The sequence below is a fragment of the Sodalis sp. RH24 genome, assembly GCF_047324145.1.
Taxonomy (GTDB): Bacteria; Pseudomonadota; Gammaproteobacteria; order Enterobacterales; family Enterobacteriaceae; genus Acerihabitans.
Genome location: NZ_CP178729.1, coordinates 957,324 through 977,691 on the forward strand (window position 1 = coordinate 957,324; position 20,368 = coordinate 977,691).

Genomic DNA, 20,368 nt, shown 5'->3' on the forward strand with positions numbered 1-20,368 from the left:
CATCATCGCGCCCGATGCCATGCCGGAACAGGCCACGCCGGCGGCCCGCCTCCGGCAATAGCACCGGAGGGCCCTCAGGTATTCACGCCCAGCGAGCTCTTGACGTCCTGGGCGATTTTTTCCACCTGCGGCCCATAAATAACCTGGACATCGTTAGCGCTGACGCGCTTCACGCCGCTGGCGCCGGTCAGCATCAGCGTGCGGTCGATCACCAGGCGCATATCCTTCACCCGCACCCGCAGACGGGTAAAACAACAATCGACGTCAGCGATATTCGGCTGGCCGCCCAAACCGGTGATAATATTCCCGGCGCGCTCATCGGCGCTCACCGCCTTACGCGCCGGTTCCTCCACTTCCTCGGCCTCGCGTCCCGGCGTTTCCACCCGCATGCGGATGATGACCAGCCGGAAAATATAATAATAAAGAGGAAAGTAGATTACCCCCAGCATCACCGGATACCACCAGTGGGTTTTCGCCCCGCCCAGAATGCCGAAAACCACCAGATCGATGGCGCCGCCCTGCACGTTGCCGATCATCACCTGCAGTATATCCATCAGCATAAACGACAGGCCGCTCAGTGCGGCGTGCAGCAAGTACAGCACCGGCGACACGAAGATAAAGCAAAACTCCAGCGGTTCGGTAATGCCGGTGGTGAACGACGCCAGCATGCCCGCCATCATCAGCGCCTTGACGCGTTTTTTATGTTCGGGACGTGCGCAGTGATACATCGCCAGGGCCGCGCCGGGCAGGCCGAACATCATTACCGGGATCTTGCCCTGCGCCAGGAAACGGGTGGCGTCGCGCACCACCTGATCGCTCAGCAGCCCGGGATGGGTCAGCGCGGTATTAAAGATATTCAGCGCGCCGACGATGGTCTGGTTATCCACCGTCGTCATGCCGCCGATGGGGGTAAAACGCACGGTCTCGTTAAGAATATGATGCAGGCCGGTCGGGATCAGCAGGCGTTCGCCGAAGCCATATAAAAACATACCGTACTGGCCGCTTTTGCCAATCAGCTGGCCGACCCAGGCAATGCCCGCGCCTACGGTGGGCCAGATAAACGACAGGCCGAGCCCCACCAGCGGCAACACCACCACCGTCACGATAGGTACAAACCGTCGGCCGCCGAAAAAACCGATCGCCGTCGGCAATACCTGGGTATAAAAACGATTATGCAGCGCCACGGTGATAAGCCCGGCGATCACCCCGCCCAACACGCTCATGTTATAGGTAAAAATACCCAGCATCGGAATAAATTCGGCGGAATAGACCAACGCCGCATTCTGGGCCATGCCGTGCGCGGTCAAGGCCGGCACCGTTGTGGTGGCGGCGGTCAGGCCCTGCGCCGCCAGGCTGGCGCTGACGCCGACATGCATGGCGATAAACCCGATCACGGCGGCGAAAGCCGCGGTGGGTTTTTCCGCCTTGGCAAGGCCAATGGCGCTGGCCACGGCGAAAAACAGCGGCAGATTGGCGAACACGGCGCCCGCCACCTGGCGGATAAACCCGATAACCAGTTGCGGATAATGCAGATTGGCGAACGCCTCGCCGGTAACCGCCGGATTCTGCAATGCCGCCGCCAGCCCGAGGAAAATACCGGCGGCGGCGATAACCGAAATCGGCATCATTAACGCTTTGCCAAATCCGTGGATTTGGCTGGCTAGGTCTTTCATACGGGGTAATCTCGTTGTGTCATCAAGAGGTTAATTATGCGTCAACCTGCGCCGCCGTCAGCCCGCAACGCGGCCCGATGAGCGGAATTTAGAGCGGGATCACAAATAACCACCCCCTGACCGCCCCCGCGATCGCCATAGTTCCGCTCTATGCTGCGATAACCGCATTCGATTAGACGCAACATACCGAACCGCTTAAACTTAACTTCATAAGAGCAAGGCGTTAAAGATTATTTAACATTCAGCCCGTATCATTCACCTGCGAATACCCATAATGAAATTTAAACCTGCGATAAAACCCTATACCGGCGCCGCGGGCGGCTGGGGCTCCCTGGAAGCCACCACCCGTTATGTCTTCGACAGTAAACAAGCCTTTAAAAATATCCGTAACCTGTTGCGGGTCAATAAATCCAAAGGGTTCGACTGTCCCGGCTGCGCCTGGGGCGACGACAATACCAGTACCTTCAGTTTTTGTGAAAACGGCGCCAAGGCGGTCAGTTGGGAAGCCACGCGCAAAGGGCTGGACGCGGCTTTTTTTGCCCAACACAGTGTCAGCGCCCTGTATCGGCAAAGCGATTATTTCCTCGAATACCAGGGCCGGCTGACCCAGCCGCTGCGTTACGATGCCCAGACCGATCGTTACGCGCCGGTAAGCTGGGAAGACGCGTTTGCCCTGATAGCGCAGCATCTGCGCGCACTGGACCATCCCAATCAGCTGGAGCTTTACACCTCCGGGCGCGCCAGTAATGAAGCCTCCTATCTTTACCAGCTGTTCGGCCGCATGTTCGGCACCAACAATTTTCCCGACTGCTCCAATATGTGCCACGAGGCCAGCGGCACCGGCCTGAAACACAGTATCGGCGTCGGCAAGGGCACCATCCACCTCAATGACTTCGAGCAGGCGGACGCCATTTTTGTCTTTGGCCAGAATCCGGGCACCAACCATCCGCGCATGCTGCACAGCCTGCGCCACGCCGCCGACCGCGGCGCCAGTATCGTCACGTTCAATACCCTGCGCGAACGCGGCCTGGAACGCTTTGCCGACCCGCAAAACCCGTTGGAACTGCTGACGCCCAAATCAGGACGCATCAGCTCGCGCTATTTCCAGCCCAACCTGGGCGGTGATATGGCGGCGGTGCGCGGCATGGTCAAGGCATTGCTGGAAACCCATCGCCGGCGCCTGGCGGACAACCAGCCGGGGCTGTTTGCCGCTGACTTTATCCAGGCGCATACCCAGGGTGTAGAAGCCTACCTGGCGGCGGTGGACGCCACCACGTGGGAGCACATTACCCGCCAGTCCGGCCTGAGTGAACAGCAGTTGCGGGAAGCGGCGGACATCTACCGCCGGGCCGAACGGGTGATCTGCACCTGGGCGATGGGCGTGACCCAGCATAAACATTCGGTGGCCACGGTACGGGAAATCGTCAACCTGCAGCTGTTGTTCGGCCAGTTGGGCAAGCCGGGTGCCGGCCTGTGCCCGGTACGCGGCCACAGCAATGTGCAGGGCAACCGCACCATGGGCATTGATGAAAAGCCCTCCGCCGCCATGCTCGACAGCCTGGCGGCGCATTTTGACTTCACGCCGCCGCGCGCGCCCGGCCACAGCACCGTCGAGGCGCTGGAAGCCATGCTGCGCGGCGAAATTAGGGTGCTGATTGCGCTCGGCGGCAACCTGGCGGCGGCGGCGCCCGATAGCGCGCGCACCGAGCAGGCGATCCGGCGCTGCACCCTGACGGTGCATATCGCCACCAAACTCAACCGCAGCCATTTGATTACCGGCGCCGACGCGCTGATCCTGCCGACCCTGGGCCGTACCGAACGGGATATGCAGGCCACCGGCAGCCAGTACGTCACGGTGGAAGATTCCTTTAGCATGGTGCATGCCTCGGAAGGGGTAAACCCGCCGATCTCCGGGCTGCAGCGCTCGGAAACCGCCATTGTCGCCGGCATCGCCCACGCGGTACTCGGCGGCGAAAAAGTCGACTGGCCGCGGCTGGCGGGCGATTATAATCTGATCCGCGATCATATCGAGGCCACCCTGCCCGGGTTTGCCGATTTTAACCGCCGCTGCGAACAACCGGGGGGCTTTTACCTGGGCAACGCCGCCGCCGAACTGCGTTTCAACACTCCCGACGGCAAGGCGCATTTCAGCGCCGCCGCACTGCCGGACACGCTGTTCCCGCAAATCGGCGCACGGACGGCGCCTTTTACCTTACAGACCCTGCGTTCGCACGACCAGTACAACACCACCATTTACGGTATGGATGATCGTTATCGCGGCGTTTACGGCCAGCGGGACGTGGTGTTTGTCAATCCGGAGGATCTGGCGACGCTGGGACTGGCCGACGGCGACCGGGTGGATATCGAAACGCTATGGCACGACGGCGTCGACCGTAAAGTCTGCGGATTCAAGGCGATAAGCTACGATATCCCGCGCGGCAACCTCGCCGCCTATTATCCCGAAACCAATCCGCTGGTGCCGCTGTCAAGCTTTGGCGACGACACCCATACCCCGACCTCCAAATCGGTGCCGGTGCGTTTGGTACGCAGCCCGGTGGCCGCCGACGCGCGCATTATTTAATCCCGTTTTCGCCGCTCAACCCGCCCGCCGTCCGCGCGGGCGGCTTTTTTCATCGGCAAGCGGGTGGTTATACTTGCCGCCGCCGGCCGATTCGCGTAAAACTGTCTGCCGTTATTGAAGCCTTTTTACCTTCTTATTTCTGGACATTATGTTTCAAGATAACCCGCTGCTCGCACAGCTAAAACAGCAACTTCACTCTCAGACGCCGCGTGTCGAAGGCGTGGTCAAAGGCACTGAGAAAGGGTTTGGCTTCCTTGAAGTCGATGCTCAAAAAAGCTATTTCATTCCGCCGCCGTTCATGAAAAAAGTCATGCACGGCGATCGGATCACCGCCACTGTGCGCTCTGAAAAAGACCGGGAAATTGTCGAGCCGGAAGAACTGGTGGAGCCGTTCCTGTCGCGCTTTGTCGGCCGCGTCCAGCTCAAGGACGACCGCCTGTCCATCGTGCCGAACCATCCGCTGATCCGTGAAGTCATCCCCTGCCGACCGGTGCGCGGCGTGGAGCATGCGTTCCAGACCGGCGATTGGGCGGTGGCGGAAATGCGCCGCCACCCGCTTAAGGGCGACCGGCAATTTTATGCCGAGATCACCCAACTGGTGACCGTCGGCGACGACCATTTCGCCCCCTGGTGGGTCACCCTCGCCCGGCATAACCTGGAGCGCGAGGCGCCGCCGATGCCCGCAGGGCTGGTGCTGGACGACGACAACCTGCCGCGCGAAGATTTAACCGCGCTGGATTTTATCACCATCGACAGCGCCAGCACCGAAGATATGGATGACGCGCTGTACGTCGAGGCGGGCGAAGGCGACGCGCTGGTGATGACTATCGCCATCGCCGATCCGACGGCCTATGTCAAGGCCGATAGCAAGCTTGACCTGATTGCCCGGGAACGCGCGTTCACCAATTATCTGCCGGGATTCAATATCCCGATGCTGCCGCGCGATCTGTCCGATAATGTCTGTTCGCTGCGTCCCAACGAACGCCGTCCCGCGCTGGCCTGCCGCGTGGTCATTAACGGCGATGGCTCGCTTGGCGACGAACCGCACTTTTTTGCCGCCTGGATCGAATCCAAGGCCAAGCTGGCCTATGACGATGTCTCCGACTGGCTGGAAGCGGAAGGCAACAGCGCATGGCAGCCCGGCAATCCGGCCATCGCCGGACAGATTCGGTTGCTGCAGCGCGCCTGTCTGGCCCGCGCCGCCTGGCGTCAGGCTCATGCACTGGTCTTCAAGGATCGTCCCGACTATCGTTTTGTCCTCGATGATAAAGGCGACGTCTTGTCCATACAGATTGAACCGCGGCGCATCGCCAACCGCATGGTCGAGGAAGCGATGATCGCGGCCAACGTCTGCGCCGCGCGCGTGCTGCGCGACGGCCTGGGGTATGGCGTGTACAACGTGCATAACGGCTTTGACGAGACCCTGGTGGATCAGGCGGTGGCGATCCTCGCCGCCAATGATGTCGAGGCCGACGCCGCCACCCTGCTGACGCTGCCGGGCTTTTGCGCCCTGCGCCGCCGGCTGGACGCCATGCCGACCTCCTACCTTGACAGCCGCGTGCGTCGTTTCCAGACCTACGCGGAAATCAGCACCGAACCCGGCCCGCATTTCGGCCTGGGGCTGGACGCCTATGCCACCTGGACATCGCCTATCCGTAAATACGGCGATATGATCAACCACCGCCTGCTAAAGGCGTTGATAAGCCAGGGCAGCGCCGTGCGGCCGTCGGAAGAGATTACCGTGCAGATGTCCGAACGCCGCCGCCTAAACCGCATGGCGGAACGTGATGTGGGCGACTGGCTCTATGCCCGTTACCTGGCAGGTAAAGCCGGCAGCGATACCCGCTATAGCGCTGAAATCATCGATGTCTCGCGCGGCGGCATGCGCGTGCGGCTTATTGAGAACGGCGCGGTGGCGTTTATCCCGGCGCCCTTTATCCACAGCGTGCGCGATGAACTGGTGTGCAGCCAGGAAACCGGCACCGTGCAGGTGAAGGGCGAGGAGCGCTACCGCCAGGGAGACACCATTGAGGTGACCGTGGCGGAAGTGCGCCAGGAAACCCGTTCGGTGATAGCCCGCCCAGTTTGATGGCGTAATAATTCAGGGAGGCTTACGCCTCCCCGGTTGGTTTGATAAACAGATGGGACGGGCAGTATTTGCCGTTAGATGTCAGTGATCCAGCCATGCATGGCGGGAGCGATCCAGTCACCCGTGTCATTATTTTTTTGCGTCCATCTACCCATAGGATGTTCCACGCGGCCACCCTTACCATTTTCATCTGCAATCCATTTACCAAACGGGTCCTCTATTTTCCCAAAAATATCAGTCTTAATGAATTTCCTAACACTGTGAAAACCATTTTTGGGGTCTTGCTGTAAATTAGCAGGTATAAGATCACCCGGTTTTTCATTGTTCAGATATAAGAAAAGTAATAGGGGTCCCGTAAAAATTAAAGTACCTGTATATCTCACCAGCGCTCGTTCCCGCTTAAGGCCCCATGTGATATTCGCAAAATCGGCATCATCGCTGAATAAATTTCTATTATAATTACTCAATGCTTCCAGTCGTTTATTTTTCTCTGTTTCATCTAACAGATTTAATGCTTCTAACTTGGCTGATCCATTCAATTTTTCTTGCGTACGTAAAATTTCCCTAACTTTTATTTGTGCGGTTAGACTGTTGTCGCCAGAATAACCACTCCAAAAATGCTTAAAAAAATCCATGAATTTTGTTTTATTAGGTCCCAATGTAAACTCTTTGCCTGTGTAAACAGCTTTTATTGCTTCCAAGAGAAAATTGATATCCTTGGCGTCTTTAAGGGCAGCAATAACACCGTTGATTACACCCACCTTAAAATCGTCATCAGACGTAGTCACACTATCATATTTGAAGAGTGAATCTACCGCAGGTTGCCCAAACTGATTATCAATTAATATGTCGCCCAAAGATTCGCTCAAAGCAATGTCAACATCCATATAGATACCGCCAAAATCCCTGAGTACGGACAAGCGCAAAACATCAGACGCCGCTGCGTAATTCTTATAGGGGGTATCCGCGCATTCTCTTAAAATTATAGCTTCAAGTTCATAGGGTGCCGAGTACCTCAAAATCTCAACACGAGCAAAGATCGCTGATGTTAATCCGACGGTCATCAGTTCCGAGTGCGTGCGCTTAGGATTATCAACCCATAGCTTAATGACATAATCAGGATTTAAGTCTACATTTCGTACAAGATTTATCATCGCTTCATAAGGAAAAGGTGCGTCACCCAACCAAATATGATGGATAATTTTTGGGATAACAAAACAGAGTGGATTGTTACTAAGGTCAAGATGTTGCAGCGAACCTGCGGATTGTGGTTTTATTTTAATGAAGTTATCCGCTAAATATAACTCTTCCAATGATGATCCCGACGCAATTGCGGGAAACGTCATAAGCCTGTTTTGGCTGGCTTTAAGTATCTTCAATGTATCTGGAAAAGAAGGCAATGTTTTCAGTACATTATTACCAACATTGAGCTCTTCGATATGCGGTGGTAAAACCGGCAGACTGGTTAAATTAAGACCGCTTAAATTCAACGTCACGCTGCCCGTCTCGATGCAGTTTTTTATTATGTCAGCCGCTATATCGCGACGTTCCCCAAAGCCGTTCCGGGCTTCACTTTTCCACAGGTTCAGTGCCTGATAATAATCGCCCTTCTCGCCAAAATCAGTGCTTTCATGCCGTAATGGAAATAATTCATTGGAGATATATGATAAGGTAATCAACTTTTTTATCCATAAAAAAATAAAAAGAAAAAAGTCCATTAAAAATCGGCTTTCTGTTTATGATAAAAGAATGCAGGTAATAAATAATGTTACTCTTACTATACTTGCGCAGTAGATTTAAAATCCGGCAGATAATAACAAAATCCATCACGAATATTTCAATATAATATAAACAAGGTGGATTTAAGTACCTGGGTTTTATTCTCAAACCGACACTCGCACCACCCGGCTAAACGGAATGTGGGCGACTCGCCTGCGCCTGTATACGGCTAACACCGAAAAAAAACGTTGTCGTATCTCCGGCATTTTATTTTGCCCCATAAGCAAAAACCCCTACTCGTTGGGTGTCCAACTTTCGGGGTTCACTTCACCTGCGGGGATTTTTATTTGCTACTGCTCATCGTCAGCGTTATCTTTCGGCGGCATTGGATTTCAGCGCGGCCTGCGCGGCCAGTTCTTCATCCATCAGGCTGACATGGCCTTTTCTCACGCGTTTGGAATACAGCGCGGTGATAATCGGCACGAGTATTGAGGTAACAATCACCGAGGTGGCCACCAGCGCGGTTGCCGCCGGCGCCATCGGCTTAAAGGCCGGCACCATTTCGGCAATCAGCACCGGCGTGGCCACCGCGGCCCCGGCGGAACTGGAGGCGGCAATACCCGCGGTACCGTCGCCGCCGCCGATAAACTTATCGGCCAGGATCAGCGGAATACCGGTGATGATAATCACCGAAACGCCCAGCAGCACGCCCAGCAGGCCGGTTTGCGCGATGACGTTCAGGTTAATGGTATTGCCGAGTGCGAAGGCGAAGAACGGGATCAGCGTCTGCACCGCTTTGCTGAAGAAATCCCGCAGCTCCGGGTCCAGGTTGCCCAGGGCAAACCCAATCAGGAACGGCAGCACCGCGCCGACGAACACATGCGGCTCGAAAGAAGCGATACCGGCGGTGCCCAAAATAATCATGGTCATCAACGGGCCGGATTCCAGCGACATCAGGACAAATGCCCCCGACTCTTCCTTAGTGCCGTATTGCTGCATTATGGAGGCGTACAGCCCGCCATTGGTCATATCCATGGAGGCGACCAGCGCCAGGGTGGATAAGCCGGCAAAGAAGCCGATTTCCACGCCGTTGGCCGGCAGTAAACGTGACGCTACCGCGGCGACCACCCAGGCAACGGCGATTTTGGTTACCACCAGCGTACCGGATTTACGCAAAACGGTGCCGGTGGCGCTGAGTTTAATTGACGCTCCCATGCAGAAAAACCACACCGCCAGAATAGGCACGGTGCCGGAGATCAGGCCGTTGGTAAATGATCCGAAATATTTACCCGCGTCCGGGGCAAAAGTATGACATAACGCGCCGATAAATAACGGCACGAGCATCATACCACCAGGGATTTTGTCAATTGCACGTTTGATTTGCATCGTGATTCCACCTAAGTTCGAAGTATTCCCATGAGTCGTAGGGCGCCGTTCCGTGGCCATGCCCCATTCATTGACGGGGTCAGTTGAGCGTTAAAGTAACCGGTTACATCCTGTAATACAGTGATCTGGAGCATAAAATGAAACAATGTTTCTTTTTTAAAAGAAGATCATTTTAATTGAATGGATATAAGGTTTCAAAATGAGATGAAGATCACGTTTCCGCCATCGTTCTGGTAAAGATAACTATCTGCCAGCCGGCGCGGCAAGGCGTCGCGCCGGCTGGCGCGGGTTTTCCGGGCTAAGTGTAGACAACGGCGCGGCGCGGCGCTGCGCATCAATAACACCAGGGAGGGGAAAGCATGGCGCTTGACAAAAAGCCTGAGGAGAGTATTTAGCCGAAGTGAAAAATAATGCGGATTATATACGTATATAAAACAATAATTATTATATTAATTAATTTAAATACAATAATGATAACACCCACTCCGCCAATGGTTAATTAATCACCAGGGACCAAGCGGGTGTCGTAAAGCAGGGCTATTGACCGTAATAGGCATTCTTGCCATGTTTACGCAGATAATGCTTATCCAGTAATTCCGGCTGCATGGCCGGCAGTTGCGGCGTCAACTGACGCGAGAAAATACCCATATAGGCCACCTCCTCCAACACCACGGCGTTATGCACCGCCGTATCAGCATCTTTGCCCCAGGCGAACGGACCGTGGGAGTTGACCAGCACGGCCGGGATGGCGGTGGGTTCGATGGCGCGCGTTTTAAACGTTTCGACAATCACGCGGCCGGTTTCCCATTCATAACGTCCCTGGATTTCCGCCTCCGTCATCAAACGGGTGCAGGGGATGGCGCCATAAAAATAATCCGCATGGGTGGTGCCCCAGGCGGGGATATCCAGGCCGGACTGGGCCCAGATGGTGGCATGGCGGGAGTGGGTATGGACAATGCCGCCGATGCCGGCGAACTCAAGATAAAGCACCCGGTGGGTATCGGTGTCCGATGACGGCTTTTTGCCGCCTTCGACCACGCGCCCGGTCTCCAGCTCCACCACCACCATATCGTCGCGGGTCATGGCTTCATAACCGACGCCGGAGGGTTTGATCACCATTAGCCCCTGCCCGCGATCGACCGCGCTGACATTGCCCCAGGTGAAGGTCACCAGATGATGGCGCGGCAAAGCCAGATTGGCCGCCAGAACCTGTTCTTTTAATTCGTTAAGCATTGTGTTGTCCTCAGAAACGCCATGAGGACATTGTCCCGGCAGCCGGACGCCACCGGTATGGTCAAAACGGCTGAAGATCCGGTTGTCTTCTGCTATTGCCCTGTTTTAGCGTGCCCTGACCGGTCCGCTTTCGGCCCCGTCATAGCGAATGACTTTATTTATAGCAATACAAGCTAAACAACCGAGTCGGTACTATAATAAATACTTATTATTGACACCTATGGAGAAGTTGACGATGACGAATAATTCAACAAAACGTATTGCCGCCGCAGTGTTAGCGGTCACCCTCGCCTTGTCGCTAAGTTCCTGCTCAAACTGGTCAAAACGTGACCGTAACACCGCCATCGGCGCGGGCGCCGGCGCCCTGGGCGGCGCGGTGCTCACCAATGGCAGCGGACTGGGCACGGTAGGCGGCGCCGCGGTCGGCGGTATTATCGGCCATCAGGTTCATTAATACCCTCACGGACGAGTAAAGCTTCATCCCCCATTGAGGGACGCGTTCCCGGCGCCGTCGGCGCCGGTATGACCGCCGTAGTCAGGCGCGCGTTTTTGGCGTAATCCTCGCCAGCCGCCGGCATAGCCTGCCGCCGCGCATCACCGTCATCCGCCGATGCTAGCCTCCGGCCAGTTTTACCTTCAGTCCCTTCGCTTCCAGCAATTGTTTTAATAACTCCCGTTTATCGCCCTGGATTTCGATAACCCCTTGTTTAACCGCGCCGCCGCAGCCGCATTTTTTCTTCAGCTCGGCGGCAAGCAGGGCCAGGGCGTTATCGTCCCCCGCAAGCCCGGTGATCAGGCATACCCCCTTGCCTTTCCTGCCGCTGGTCTGGCGCTGGATACGTACGATACCGTCCCCGGCGGGGCGCGGAGCGGTCTGTGGCGGGTCGTCGATGCGCCCGCGGTCGGTGGAATAAACCAACCGGCTGTTGTCGTCCATCAGGCTTCTCCCGTTTGCAATTGGCGTAAAATGGCCTGCAGCGCGGCGGCCGGATCGGCGGCTTGGGTTATGGGGCGGCCGATGACCATATAATCCACCCCGGCGCGCCGGGCCTGCAGTGGCGTCATGATGCGCCGCTGATCGGAGGCGTCGCTGCCCTGCGGGCGTATGCCCGGCGTCACCAGGCGAAAATCGCGGCCGAAACGGGCTTTAAACGCCGCCGCCTCCATGGCCGAACAGACCACGCCGTCCAGATGGCAGCGTTGCGTCAGCTCGGCCAGGCGCCCGGCATAGTCGGCGGCGGTATAAGGAATGCCCAGGCCGGCCAGATCCGCATCGGCCATGCTGGTCAGCACGGTGACGGCGATAAGCAGCGGCGCCTGGTCGCCATAGGGCGCAAGCGCCTCTTTGGCCGCGCTCATCATACGCTCGCCGCCGCAGGCATGGACATTTACCATCCACACGCCGAGCTCCGCCGCCGCCGCCACTGCCTTGGCCACGGTATTGGGGATGTCATGGAATTTCAGGTCGAGAAAAACATCAAATCCCCGGCGCCGCAGTTCGCGCACCAGCTCGGGGCCAAACCGGGTAAACATTTCCTTGCCGATTTTCAGGCGGCACTCGCGGGGGGAAACCTGGTCGGCAAAGGAGAGCGCCTGCCCGCGGTCGGCATAATCCAGGGCGACGATCACCGGCGAGGGGGTTGATATAAGATCGCTTGTCATGACGAGAACCTTTAATAATGTAATGCCTTAGCGGGGCAGCCTTGATTTATGGCGATATGTTACCTGCCGCCGGGGCAAATGCCTAGCCGTCAAGGCCGGCTTATTGCTCGTCGAGGCCGCGAATCGGCTTGATGGAGGCCCAGGATTTACAGGAAGGGCAATGCCAGTAAAGGCTGTGGGAGGTAAAACCGCATTTTATGCAGCGATAGCGGGGTTTGGTGCGGATTTGCTCGCCGACCATATCGCGCAGCACCTGCAGGCTCTCCTTGGCCCGGCCGTCTTCCGCCTCGTTAAGATGGAAATCCATCAAGCGGTGGAACATGCGCATGGTGGGATGCTGGCGCAGCTGTTGGTTGATATAGATCTGGGTGACCTCGGTGCCATCGTTTTGCTCAATGACGTCGGCCAGCAGCAGCTCAGCCGCCGCGCCGGTATTGAGCTCGACGCAGCGCCGCAGGTAATCGGCCCAGGCCTGCGGCTGATCCAGATGCTGGTAGCAGGTCTGGAGGATCGGCAGGGTTTCGCTGACCATCTCTTTATCCTGATCCAGCACCCGTTGCAATACGGCCACCGCCGCCGGGTAATCCTCCCGCGCCATAAAAATACGCGCCATCATGATGGACACCCGCGCGCAGTTTTTATCGGCCGCCGCGCCTTTTTTCAGCAACGCCATGGCTTTATCCAGATCGTCGCTGCCCATGGCCTGCAGGGCCAGTTCGCAATAAAAATGGGCAACTTCGATGCGCCGGTGATCCTTACCCAGCTTGACCAGCTTTTCGGCCGTTTCTATGGCTTTGGTCCATTCGCTGGTGGCCTGGTAGATTTGCAGTAGTTGCTGCAAGGCGCCGGTGCGGAAATCTTCTTCCTCGATAAGCTGGTTGAACATTTCCTCGGCGCGATCGTAAAAACCCGCCGCCATGTAATCCCGGCCCAGTTGCTGGATGGCCAGCAGGCGCTGTTCAAAACTCAGGGCGGTGCTTTCCATCAACGCCTGGTGAATACGGATGGCGCGATCCACTTCGCCGCGCGAGCGGAAGAGATTGCCCAGCGTCAGATGGGCCTCCACGGCGTTACTGTCTTCCTTGAGCATATCCAGGAACAGGTCCACCGCCTTATCCTGCTGGTTGGACAGCAGGAAATTGACCCCGGCGACATATTCGCGCGACAGGCGGTTGGCATCCTGTTGTTTATCCTGCTGCGCGCTCCTGCGCCCCATGTACCAGCCGTATGCGGCCGCCACGGGCAACAACAGAAACAGCAGCTCTAGCATAACCGGTTATTCCTTCGCGGCTGTGGGTACGGTCGTGGCGATGTCGGCGCCGGCCGCCGGCCGCTGCTCCAGACGCTTGATTTTGCGATCGGCGCGCAACAAGGCCAGACGCACGCGCAGGTAAAACAGGCCGCAGATCACCCAGCCGAGGATAAATCCCATCGCAAACAGGACCGTCAGCAACGTAGATACCCGGTATTGCCCCTGGGCCAGTAAATAATTAAAGGTAACGACCTGATCGTTATGGGCTCCAAAGGTGAAAGAAATAATAAAAATCACCAGAACCAGCAAAAATATCAGAGCATATTTCACATTTTTTCCCGCAAACCACGTTATTCGGATGGGCCGCGTCCATAAACCGGCGCCAAGATGGTATAAATTAGCATTTCCCGCGTTACGAAGGAAATGCTGTAGACAACATAACGGCATTATCTGTTGCCGACCTTCCTGGAAACCGTCTGCGCCTGCCCGATTCATGAAGCCGGTCTTAAAACTATAGGTGCCGCCAGCAGAAAACCCAACCGCAAGATCATGCACAGCTTGTTATTTATTCAGTTATGCATAAAAATGTAAGCATGAAAGGGACCCGTTGGAGAACGCCGCATGTCCAGACAAGACGAACAGCGTTTATTGGTTAAAATTGCGACGTTATATTACACGGAAAATAAAAAACAGGCGGATATCGCCGCCGCCCTGCATTTGTCGCAATCCTTCGTTTCCCGCGCCATCACCCGCTGCATCAAGGACGGCGTGGTGAAAATCAGCGTGGTGCAACCGCCGAATATGTTTATGGGCCTGGAGTCGGCCATCCAGCAGCGCTACGGCATCGACCAGGCCATCGTGGTGGATGTGCCCGATAACGCCGGGGCGCAGCAAATCAAGCAGGCCATCGGTTCCGCCGCGGCGCATTATATGCAGACCAGCATCCGGCCGGACGACCTGGTGGGCATTTCGTCGTGGAGCAGCACGCTGCGGGAAATGGTGGACAACCTTCATCCTCTGGCGGTCAAGGCGAGCGGCGTTATCCAACTGTTGGGCGGTGTCGGCCCCAACGGCAACGTTCAGGCCACCCTGCTCACCCAGCTGTTGGCCGATCAGCTCAACTGCAAGGCCTATCTTTTGCCGGCGCAAAGTATCGAGCGTTCGGTGGAGGACCGTATGCGGCTGGTCAACAGTAGCGAGGTGGCGGATGTGGTGGCCAAGTTCGGCGAGGTGGACGTGGCGCTGGTCGGCATCGGCGCCCTGGAGCCGTCGCAGCTGTTGATGAATTCCGGCAACTACTATCACGAAAAGATGCTGCGCCTGCTGGCGGAGCGCGGCGCGGTGGGCGATATCTGCCTGCATTATTTCAACGCCCGGGGCGAGGCGGTGCTCGAGGACGACGAGGATCCTGTCATCGGCATGCCGCTGCCGCAGGTGCGGCAATGCTCGCGGGTGGTGGCGCTGGCCGGCGGACAGGAAAAGGTCGCCGCGATTAAGGGCGCGCTGGAAGGACGGTATATTGATGTGCTGATAACGGATCGCCTGGTGGCGGAACAGCTGGTATAGCCCGCGGGCGCGTCATTGCCCCGTGGCCCGATGTGTGTAAATATTCCCGGTAACTTTCTGTTGTGGTGCCGCTGCCATGCTTTCTGTTCCCTTTCCCGTTATTACTGTATCCGCGCTGCTTTTCTTACTGGCACTGGCGCTGTTTCCTAAAAAACAACGCCACGGCGGTACGCTACGTTTCCTGGTTGCCTGCATAGTCCTCCTGTCTGTAAGTACGCTGCGCTGGGAATATCATTCCGCCATGCTGAGGAATATCCAGTCGGGGCTGGCGCTGCTTTTGCCGCCTGTCGCCTGGCACAGCTTCATCTCAATGACTGAAATCAACAGGCAACGTCATTGGCTACTGCTGTTCGTCCCTGCAACCCTCGCCTTTTTTATCAGGATATTCTGGCCGGCTGCGACAGATTTTATCTTGTTTATGCTATTTGCCGGCTACGGATGCAGCTTGTTGCGTATGGCATGGCAGGGAGAGCATAACTTCACGCTGAGCCGACTGGGCGAGTCATCGCATACCACAAGGATGGCTTTTTTCGCCGGCTGCTTCCTGTGCTTATCCGCGCTGACAGATCTTGCGGTGTCATTTGACTTCAGCATCACCGGCGGCAAACAGGCTCCTGTTATGGTTGTTATTTTTCAGGTCATGCTGCTGCCGCTTATCGGGGCTGCCATTGTCAGTGCAAGAAGTACGGCGGCGCTATCCGGATCGGCTGCCCGGGAAGCAACGCCACCTGCACGCGCCGTGTTACCCGCGGGAGAACTGGCGGGACTATATCGCCTGCTGGAGAAACAGGTGCGTGAATCGCAAATCTACCTCAATCCCGATCTCACACTCAGTCTTCTGGCCAGGAAAACAGGTGTGCCCGCGCGGCAACTTTCAGGTGCGGTAAATGCGATAAGTCAGTGCAACGTATCGCAGTGGATCAACGGTTTCAGGGTTGAACGGGCAAAGGAACTGCTGCTAAGCACCCCGATGCCCGTTACGGATATCATGCTGGAGTCAGGATTTATGACTAAATCTAATTTTAACCGCGAATTTCAGCGGGTTTCCGGCGTGTCTCCTACGGTGTTTCGCCAGCGGGCGCATGATAATCAAGCGACGCATTGAGAAATGCACTGATCTTACCCACCAGCGCCTGATGAATACCAGACCTGCTTGCTCCGCTACCGTCCCGGCAGACGATGCCATCGCCAGGGGATTCTTCATTGATAAGCGTTTCAGCGCCGGGCTTGCACAACGACATAAAACTGAAATGGGTAGCCCCATCAATGATGTCGAATTGTCTCCATTGCGGACGCATTGCGGCGGCAAGGTACCCTGATTCCTCTTCGGCTGGCAACGCCGCCAGCTGGTCCATCCGGGCCGCGAGGATCAGGACAGGCAGGCTAATATCATGCAGACTGCGGGGGGTAAACCCGGGGGCCAGCCCGAGATCGAGAGACACGACGGCTCTGATTCTTGCATCCCGGTGATCTGCAGATAATTTTTCCTGCGACAACGCTTCATCGATGCCCAGCTTGTCCGTTAACCGGCAGTCGCCCCGTTGTGGGTGTTGCCGGCAGTCGTGCAAAAACCGGGCAGGGTCAAAGCGTGCCCCCGCCAGCGACATGACGGTCCATCCTCCCAGGGAATGCCCCAACGCGGCAATCCGGTCTTTGTCCGTTGCCCCGAACAGTCCGGGAGAGTGAATGACTAGGTCGATAACCGCACTAAGATCGCGCGGACGCCGCCACAGCTGTTTAGCGTCTGCAGGATTTTGATTAAAGGTGGTGGTCCCCGGATGATCCGGGGCGGCGACAATATATCCCTGCGCCGCCATGGCCGCGGCAATCCAGGACAAATTCCGCCAGTTGCCATTGTAACCGTGTGAAATAACCAGGAGAGGGTGTGCGCCTGGCGCGGGCGGCGCATTGCGGATGACGGCAACGCCGATGAAAGCGGGATTATCCCCGGCCGATTCCGTTATTCCCGCGGAAGAAACCGGATACCACACCGCCACATTCAGCGCGTCCCCCTTCTGGTCCGACAACGGTAGCTGACGAAAGCCCGGGGCTGCTTGCACCTGTATACACAACAGCAAAGCAGACAATAAAAGAAACCCTCTGATGAACATCATTAATGACCCTGCGGTGATGAATTGTGCCGCAGTTATATTATGAAGTTCGGTATCAGGGCGCCCCGGAACACGATCGAGGTCGTGAATTCTGATTATTTTATTACCCTTTCCTAACGTCCGGCCATCGCCGGGCCTCCCTGCCCAGCCGGTGGTGAGTTAGGGTCTGGCATGCCAGTAACACTCTATGCCCAAATACTTGGTAAAGGCTTCATGCAGCACCGCCGCGGTGGCCGAATGGTTCATGGCCACATGGTGCTCGAAGCCCTGCTCGCAAATATGGCGCAGCAACGGTTCCATGGCCGGAATTTGTACCACCGCGCGACAGCCGACGGTATCAAGCGGATCGTTCACCACCGAGCCTTCACCGACGTAAGCCCGGACCTTACCGGTAAAATCATCCGACGACAGACGGAAGTAGGTCAAGGGGCCGGCCTTCATGCGCCCATGCACCGCGCCGCAGGTATTTTCGCAGCCGACGGTGGTGCCGATAATGTCCGCCGTGCCCATGGCCGGGTTTTCCAGGCTTTCACTGGGGAAGTTGCCGCAGTGGAACAGCACGCATTTGTCCTGCTCATCGCCGAAGTTATTATTCCAGTCGGCGATGGAGGCGGGCGACAGCGAACAGCTGGCCAGCGCGTACATCGACAGCGCCCCCATCACGTCCACTTCGCAGGCGCTGGGCATCAACTGCCCCGACATGACGCTCATGATGGAGCACACGTTGATGCCGAGATTTTCCTGCAACGACGTCCAGCACTGGATGGCGGTGGTGTCGATATCATTCGCCTGCACCCATTCGCTTATCACCACGAACAGCTTCGCCATGGTATGCAGTTTTTCCGGGGGAATGGCGCCGGTATCCGCGTTGTCTTTTAACAGCGCCAGCTTTTCTCCCACCCGCAGGTCGTTATCGGCCAGGTTGCCGACGCGGGTAAAAATTTCGGATAAATCCAGCGTTTCCACCGAGACGTTCATGCGCTCCAGCAATTTTTCACTGTAGCGCACGGTGTTGAAGGCGGCGGGACGCGCGCCGATGGCGCCGATACGCACGCCTTTCATGGCGTGTACCAGCCGGCAAAGCTGGGTAAACTGACGCAGGTCCTGGGCAAACGCGTCGCCCGCCACGGTACAGACATGGCGTTGGGTCAGGGTAAACGGAATGCCGCACTGGCGCAGATTGTTGCACAGCGAAATCTTGCCGCAGAAACTGTCGCGCCGGGTTGCCAGCCCCATTTTATCCAGACTGTCCTGCTCGGCCTGGATCAGCACCGGCACGGTCAGCCCCGACAGGCGAATCGCGTCCGCCACCGCTTTTTCGTCGCCAAAGTTGGGCAACAGCACCACCACGCCGTGAATGTCGTCGCGTCGCTGGCGAAACAGCTGCGCGCAGGCCTTGGCGTCCTGCCAGGTTTCCACCCCGCCCAGTTTGCTTTGGGTTTCGTCCAGCCAGACGATATTGATGCCCAAGCGCTCGAATACCGCCGCCGCGTCGCGACGCGCCTCCGTCACCAGATAGCTGGGAAAAAATCCCCGATTGCCGACGATCACGGCCAGGGTCAGATTTTCAATTATTTTTGTCGACATTGCTTTACTCCAGATAGGGTTAGTCCGGCTGATAACGGGCGCGCGCGACGGCCGTTTGCCAGAGGATATAGTTCTCGCGCATCTCCGCGGTCTCGGCGCGCGGTTCGATGTATTCCACTTCTCGGGGCAACGCCGCGATATGTTGGTTATCAGGCCACCAGCCCAGCGTCCTGCCCGCCAGGTAGGCGGCGCCCAGCGCCGATACCTCGGCGTTCAGATTGCGGATCAGCCGGCGCTGCAATAAATCGGCCTGGAACTGCATCAGCCAGCGGTTTTGCGTGGCGCCGCCGTCCACCCGCAAGGCCGGCAGCCGTCTTCCGGCGGCCCGTTCCATGGCAAAAAACACATCGGCGACCTGATAGGCGATGGATTCCAGCCCGGCCCGCGCCAGGACGTCCGGCGTGGCGGCATCGGTCAGCCCGCAGATCAGGCCGCGCGCCCGGCTGTCCCAGTAGGGCGCGCCCAGGCCGGACAGCGCCGGGACAAAAAACACGCCCTGGTTGCCCGCCGGGCTTAAGGCCATCTCGGACAGCCGCGTCAGCGACGTCACGCCGAGCAGTTGCGCCACCCAGGAAAGCCCGGCGCCGGTGTGGGTAATATTGCCTTCGAGCGCATACCGGATTTCGCCGTCATGCCAGGCCACGGTGGCGCTTAACCCTTCCCCACCGGCGCCGACGGCGTCCACCGCCAGCATCAGGGATGAGCCGGTGCCATAGGTGGCCTTGACGTCGCCGGCCTGGTTGCCGCCCTGGCCATAGAGCGCGGCGTGGGAATCGCCGATCAGGGCAGCGACGGGAATGCCTTGCGCCAGTCCGGGTACCTGTCCGGCGCGGGTATGGCCGTGCACCGCCGCCGAAGGTTTAACCGCCGGCAGGCAGGCGGCGGGTATCGAAAAAATCGCCAGCAGCCTTTCATCCCAGCGGCGCTCGTGGATATTGAATAATTGGGTGCGGGAAGCGTTGGCGTAATCAGTGCTGAACGCCAGGCCGCCGGTCAGTTGCCAGTTCAGCCAGGCATCCACCGTGCCGACGCACAGTTCTCCGCGGGCGGCGCGTTCCACGCCTTGCGGCAGCGCGGCCAGCATGCCGCGGATTTTCGCGGCGGGGAACAGCGGGTCGATGGGCAACCCGGTGAGCTGGTAAATCAGCGATGCGTGTTCGCTTGCGGCCAGCTCGCGGCAAAAATCCTGCGAGCGCCGGCACTGCCAGCTGACGACCGGCGTCAGGGGCGTGCCGGAAGCCCGTTCCCAAATCATCACCGACTCGCGCTGATTGCTGACGGCCACCGCGCTTACCAGCGCGTCGGGGACCTGCGCCAGGCAAGCGGCCACCGCCTGGCAGACCGCCTGCCAGATGGCAATGGGATCCTGTTCGGCCCAGCCCGGCCGGGGATGGTAAAGAACCAGGGGAACCGCCGCCTTAGCGAGGATCGCCCCCGCGCGATCGACGGCAATCGCCTTGGCGTTGGTGGTGCCCTCGTCAATGGCGAGGATGATGGGCGTCGTCATCG

At 57.6% G+C, this 20,368-nt stretch carries 16 protein-coding genes; 5 read left to right on the forward strand and 11 right to left on the reverse strand.

Translation table 11 applies throughout. The features are described from left to right. Positions 1 to 74 precede the first annotated feature (74 nt). The gene (locus tag ACL2XG_RS04275) at positions 75 to 1,673 is read right to left on the reverse strand and encodes a PTS transporter subunit EIIC (protein ID WP_413722800.1); all 1,599 of its coding nucleotides are present in this window, start codon (positions 1,671 to 1,673) and stop codon (positions 75 to 77) included. A gap of 274 nt (positions 1,674 to 1,947) precedes the next feature. Here ACL2XG_RS04275 and ACL2XG_RS04280 point away from each other — a divergent pair, with 274 nt between their 5' ends. Together ACL2XG_RS04280 and ACL2XG_RS04285 are read left to right on the forward strand one after the other, a co-directional pair. Beyond that, positions 1,948 to 4,254, forward strand: coding sequence for an FdhF/YdeP family oxidoreductase (locus ACL2XG_RS04280; protein ID WP_413722799.1), 2,307 nt, complete (start codon positions 1,948 to 1,950; stop codon positions 4,252 to 4,254). Positions 4,255 to 4,402: 148 nt separating this feature from the next. Beyond that, complete coding sequence (locus ACL2XG_RS04285; RefSeq protein ID WP_413722798.1) at positions 4,403 to 6,343, forward strand: exoribonuclease II; 1,941 nt, start codon at positions 4,403 to 4,405, stop codon at positions 6,341 to 6,343. Positions 6,344 to 6,417: 74 nt separating this feature from the next. Here ACL2XG_RS04285 and ACL2XG_RS04290 read toward each other — a convergent pair whose 3' ends face one another. The 3 genes from ACL2XG_RS04290 to araD form a co-directional block, all read right to left on the reverse strand. Further along, positions 6,418 to 8,061: a TcdA/TcdB catalytic glycosyltransferase domain-containing protein gene (locus ACL2XG_RS04290; protein ID WP_413722797.1), complete on the reverse strand. Its 1,644-nt coding sequence runs from the start codon at positions 8,059 to 8,061 to the stop codon at positions 6,418 to 6,420. Positions 8,062 to 8,431: 370 nt separating this feature from the next. Then, positions 8,432 to 9,448: a 2-keto-3-deoxygluconate transporter gene (gene kdgT / locus ACL2XG_RS04295; RefSeq protein WP_410015197.1), complete on the reverse strand. Its 1,017-nt coding sequence runs from the start codon at positions 9,446 to 9,448 to the stop codon at positions 8,432 to 8,434. Positions 9,449 to 9,985: 537 nt separating this feature from the next. After that, entirely contained in the window at positions 9,986 to 10,681 is a 696-nt protein-coding gene (gene araD / locus ACL2XG_RS04300) for an L-ribulose-5-phosphate 4-epimerase (protein ID WP_410015198.1), read from the reverse strand. 235 nt (positions 10,682 to 10,916) lie between these two features. Here araD and osmB point away from each other — a divergent pair, with 235 nt between their 5' ends. Further along, positions 10,917 to 11,135, forward strand: coding sequence for an osmotically-inducible lipoprotein OsmB (gene osmB / locus ACL2XG_RS04305; protein ID WP_410015199.1), 219 nt, complete (start codon positions 10,917 to 10,919; stop codon positions 11,133 to 11,135). 159 nt (positions 11,136 to 11,294) lie between these two features. Here the strand turns inward: osmB and yciH are convergent, their stop codons facing one another. The 4 genes from yciH to ACL2XG_RS04325 form a co-directional block, all read right to left on the reverse strand. After that, on the reverse strand, positions 11,295 to 11,621 hold the full coding sequence (gene yciH / locus ACL2XG_RS04310; RefSeq protein WP_410016553.1) for a stress response translation initiation inhibitor YciH: 327 nt from the start codon (positions 11,619 to 11,621) through the stop codon (positions 11,295 to 11,297). Further along, on the reverse strand, positions 11,618 to 12,343 hold the full coding sequence (gene pyrF / locus ACL2XG_RS04315) for an orotidine-5'-phosphate decarboxylase (RefSeq protein WP_410015200.1): 726 nt from the start codon (positions 12,341 to 12,343) through the stop codon (positions 11,618 to 11,620). The genes yciH and pyrF overlap by 4 nt, the downstream gene beginning before the upstream one ends. Positions 12,344 to 12,443: 100 nt before the next feature. Further along, entirely contained in the window at positions 12,444 to 13,613 is a 1,170-nt protein-coding gene (lapB, locus tag ACL2XG_RS04320) for a lipopolysaccharide assembly protein LapB (RefSeq protein WP_410015201.1), read from the reverse strand. A gap of 6 nt (positions 13,614 to 13,619) precedes the next feature. Further along, positions 13,620 to 13,925: a LapA family protein gene (locus tag ACL2XG_RS04325; RefSeq protein ID WP_410015202.1), complete on the reverse strand. Its 306-nt coding sequence runs from the start codon at positions 13,923 to 13,925 to the stop codon at positions 13,620 to 13,622. 291 nt (positions 13,926 to 14,216) lie between these two features. On the opposite strand from ACL2XG_RS04325, the gene ACL2XG_RS04330 reads away from it, so the two are divergent. Then, a complete protein-coding gene (locus tag ACL2XG_RS04330; RefSeq protein WP_410015203.1) occupies positions 14,217 to 15,161 on the forward strand; it encodes a sugar-binding transcriptional regulator in 945 nt (314 codons plus the stop codon). Positions 15,162 to 15,237: 76 nt separating this feature from the next. Beyond that, a complete protein-coding gene (locus tag ACL2XG_RS04335) occupies positions 15,238 to 16,266 on the forward strand; it encodes a helix-turn-helix domain-containing protein (RefSeq protein ID WP_413722796.1) in 1,029 nt (342 codons plus the stop codon). Here ACL2XG_RS04335 and ACL2XG_RS04340 read toward each other — a convergent pair. The 3 genes from ACL2XG_RS04340 to ACL2XG_RS04350 form a co-directional block, all read right to left on the reverse strand. Then, positions 16,220 to 17,275: an alpha/beta hydrolase family protein gene (locus tag ACL2XG_RS04340; protein WP_413722795.1), complete on the reverse strand. Its 1,056-nt coding sequence runs from the start codon at positions 17,273 to 17,275 to the stop codon at positions 16,220 to 16,222. The genes ACL2XG_RS04335 and ACL2XG_RS04340 overlap by 47 nt on opposite strands. Positions 17,276 to 17,431: 156 nt before the next feature. Continuing rightward, on the reverse strand, positions 17,432 to 18,859 hold the full coding sequence (locus tag ACL2XG_RS04345; RefSeq protein ID WP_410015205.1) for an L-fucose/L-arabinose isomerase family protein: 1,428 nt from the start codon (positions 18,857 to 18,859) through the stop codon (positions 17,432 to 17,434). 19 nt (positions 18,860 to 18,878) lie between these two features. After that, positions 18,879 to 20,366, reverse strand: coding sequence for an FGGY family carbohydrate kinase (locus ACL2XG_RS04350; protein WP_413722794.1), 1,488 nt, complete (start codon positions 20,364 to 20,366; stop codon positions 18,879 to 18,881). Between the last annotated feature and the right edge of the window lie 2 nt (positions 20,367 to 20,368).

Excerpts from the sequence above, each read along its gene's own strand:
- ACL2XG_RS04275 (WP_413722800.1), bottom strand. The coding sequence starts at position 1,673 with ATGAAAGACCTAGCCAGCCAAATCCACGGATTTGGCAAAGCGTTAATG.
- ACL2XG_RS04280 (WP_413722799.1), top strand. The coding sequence starts at position 1,948 with ATGAAATTTAAACCTGCGATAAAACCCTATACCGGCGCCGCGGGCGGC.
- ACL2XG_RS04285 (WP_413722798.1), top strand. The coding sequence starts at position 4,403 with ATGTTTCAAGATAACCCGCTGCTCGCACAGCTAAAACAGCAACTTCAC.
- ACL2XG_RS04290 (WP_413722797.1), bottom strand. The coding sequence starts at position 8,061 with ATGGACTTTTTTCTTTTTATTTTTTTATGGATAAAAAAGTTGATTACC.
- kdgT (WP_410015197.1), bottom strand. The coding sequence starts at position 9,448 with ATGCAAATCAAACGTGCAATTGACAAAATCCCTGGTGGTATGATGCTC.
- araD (WP_410015198.1), bottom strand. The coding sequence starts at position 10,681 with ATGCTTAACGAATTAAAAGAACAGGTTCTGGCGGCCAATCTGGCTTTG.
- osmB (WP_410015199.1), top strand. The coding sequence starts at position 10,917 with ATGACGAATAATTCAACAAAACGTATTGCCGCCGCAGTGTTAGCGGTC.
- pyrF (WP_410015200.1), bottom strand. The coding sequence starts at position 12,343 with ATGACAAGCGATCTTATATCAACCCCCTCGCCGGTGATCGTCGCCCTG.
- lapB (WP_410015201.1), bottom strand. The coding sequence starts at position 13,613 with ATGCTAGAGCTGCTGTTTCTGTTGTTGCCCGTGGCGGCCGCATACGGC.
- ACL2XG_RS04330 (WP_410015203.1), top strand. The coding sequence starts at position 14,217 with ATGTCCAGACAAGACGAACAGCGTTTATTGGTTAAAATTGCGACGTTA.
- ACL2XG_RS04335 (WP_413722796.1), top strand. The coding sequence starts at position 15,238 with ATGCTTTCTGTTCCCTTTCCCGTTATTACTGTATCCGCGCTGCTTTTC.
- ACL2XG_RS04340 (WP_413722795.1), bottom strand. The coding sequence starts at position 17,275 with ATGATGTTCATCAGAGGGTTTCTTTTATTGTCTGCTTTGCTGTTGTGT.
- ACL2XG_RS04345 (WP_410015205.1), bottom strand. The coding sequence starts at position 18,859 with ATGTCGACAAAAATAATTGAAAATCTGACCCTGGCCGTGATCGTCGGC.
- ACL2XG_RS04350 (WP_413722794.1), bottom strand. The coding sequence starts at position 20,366 with ATGACGACGCCCATCATCCTCGCCATTGACGAGGGCACCACCAACGCC.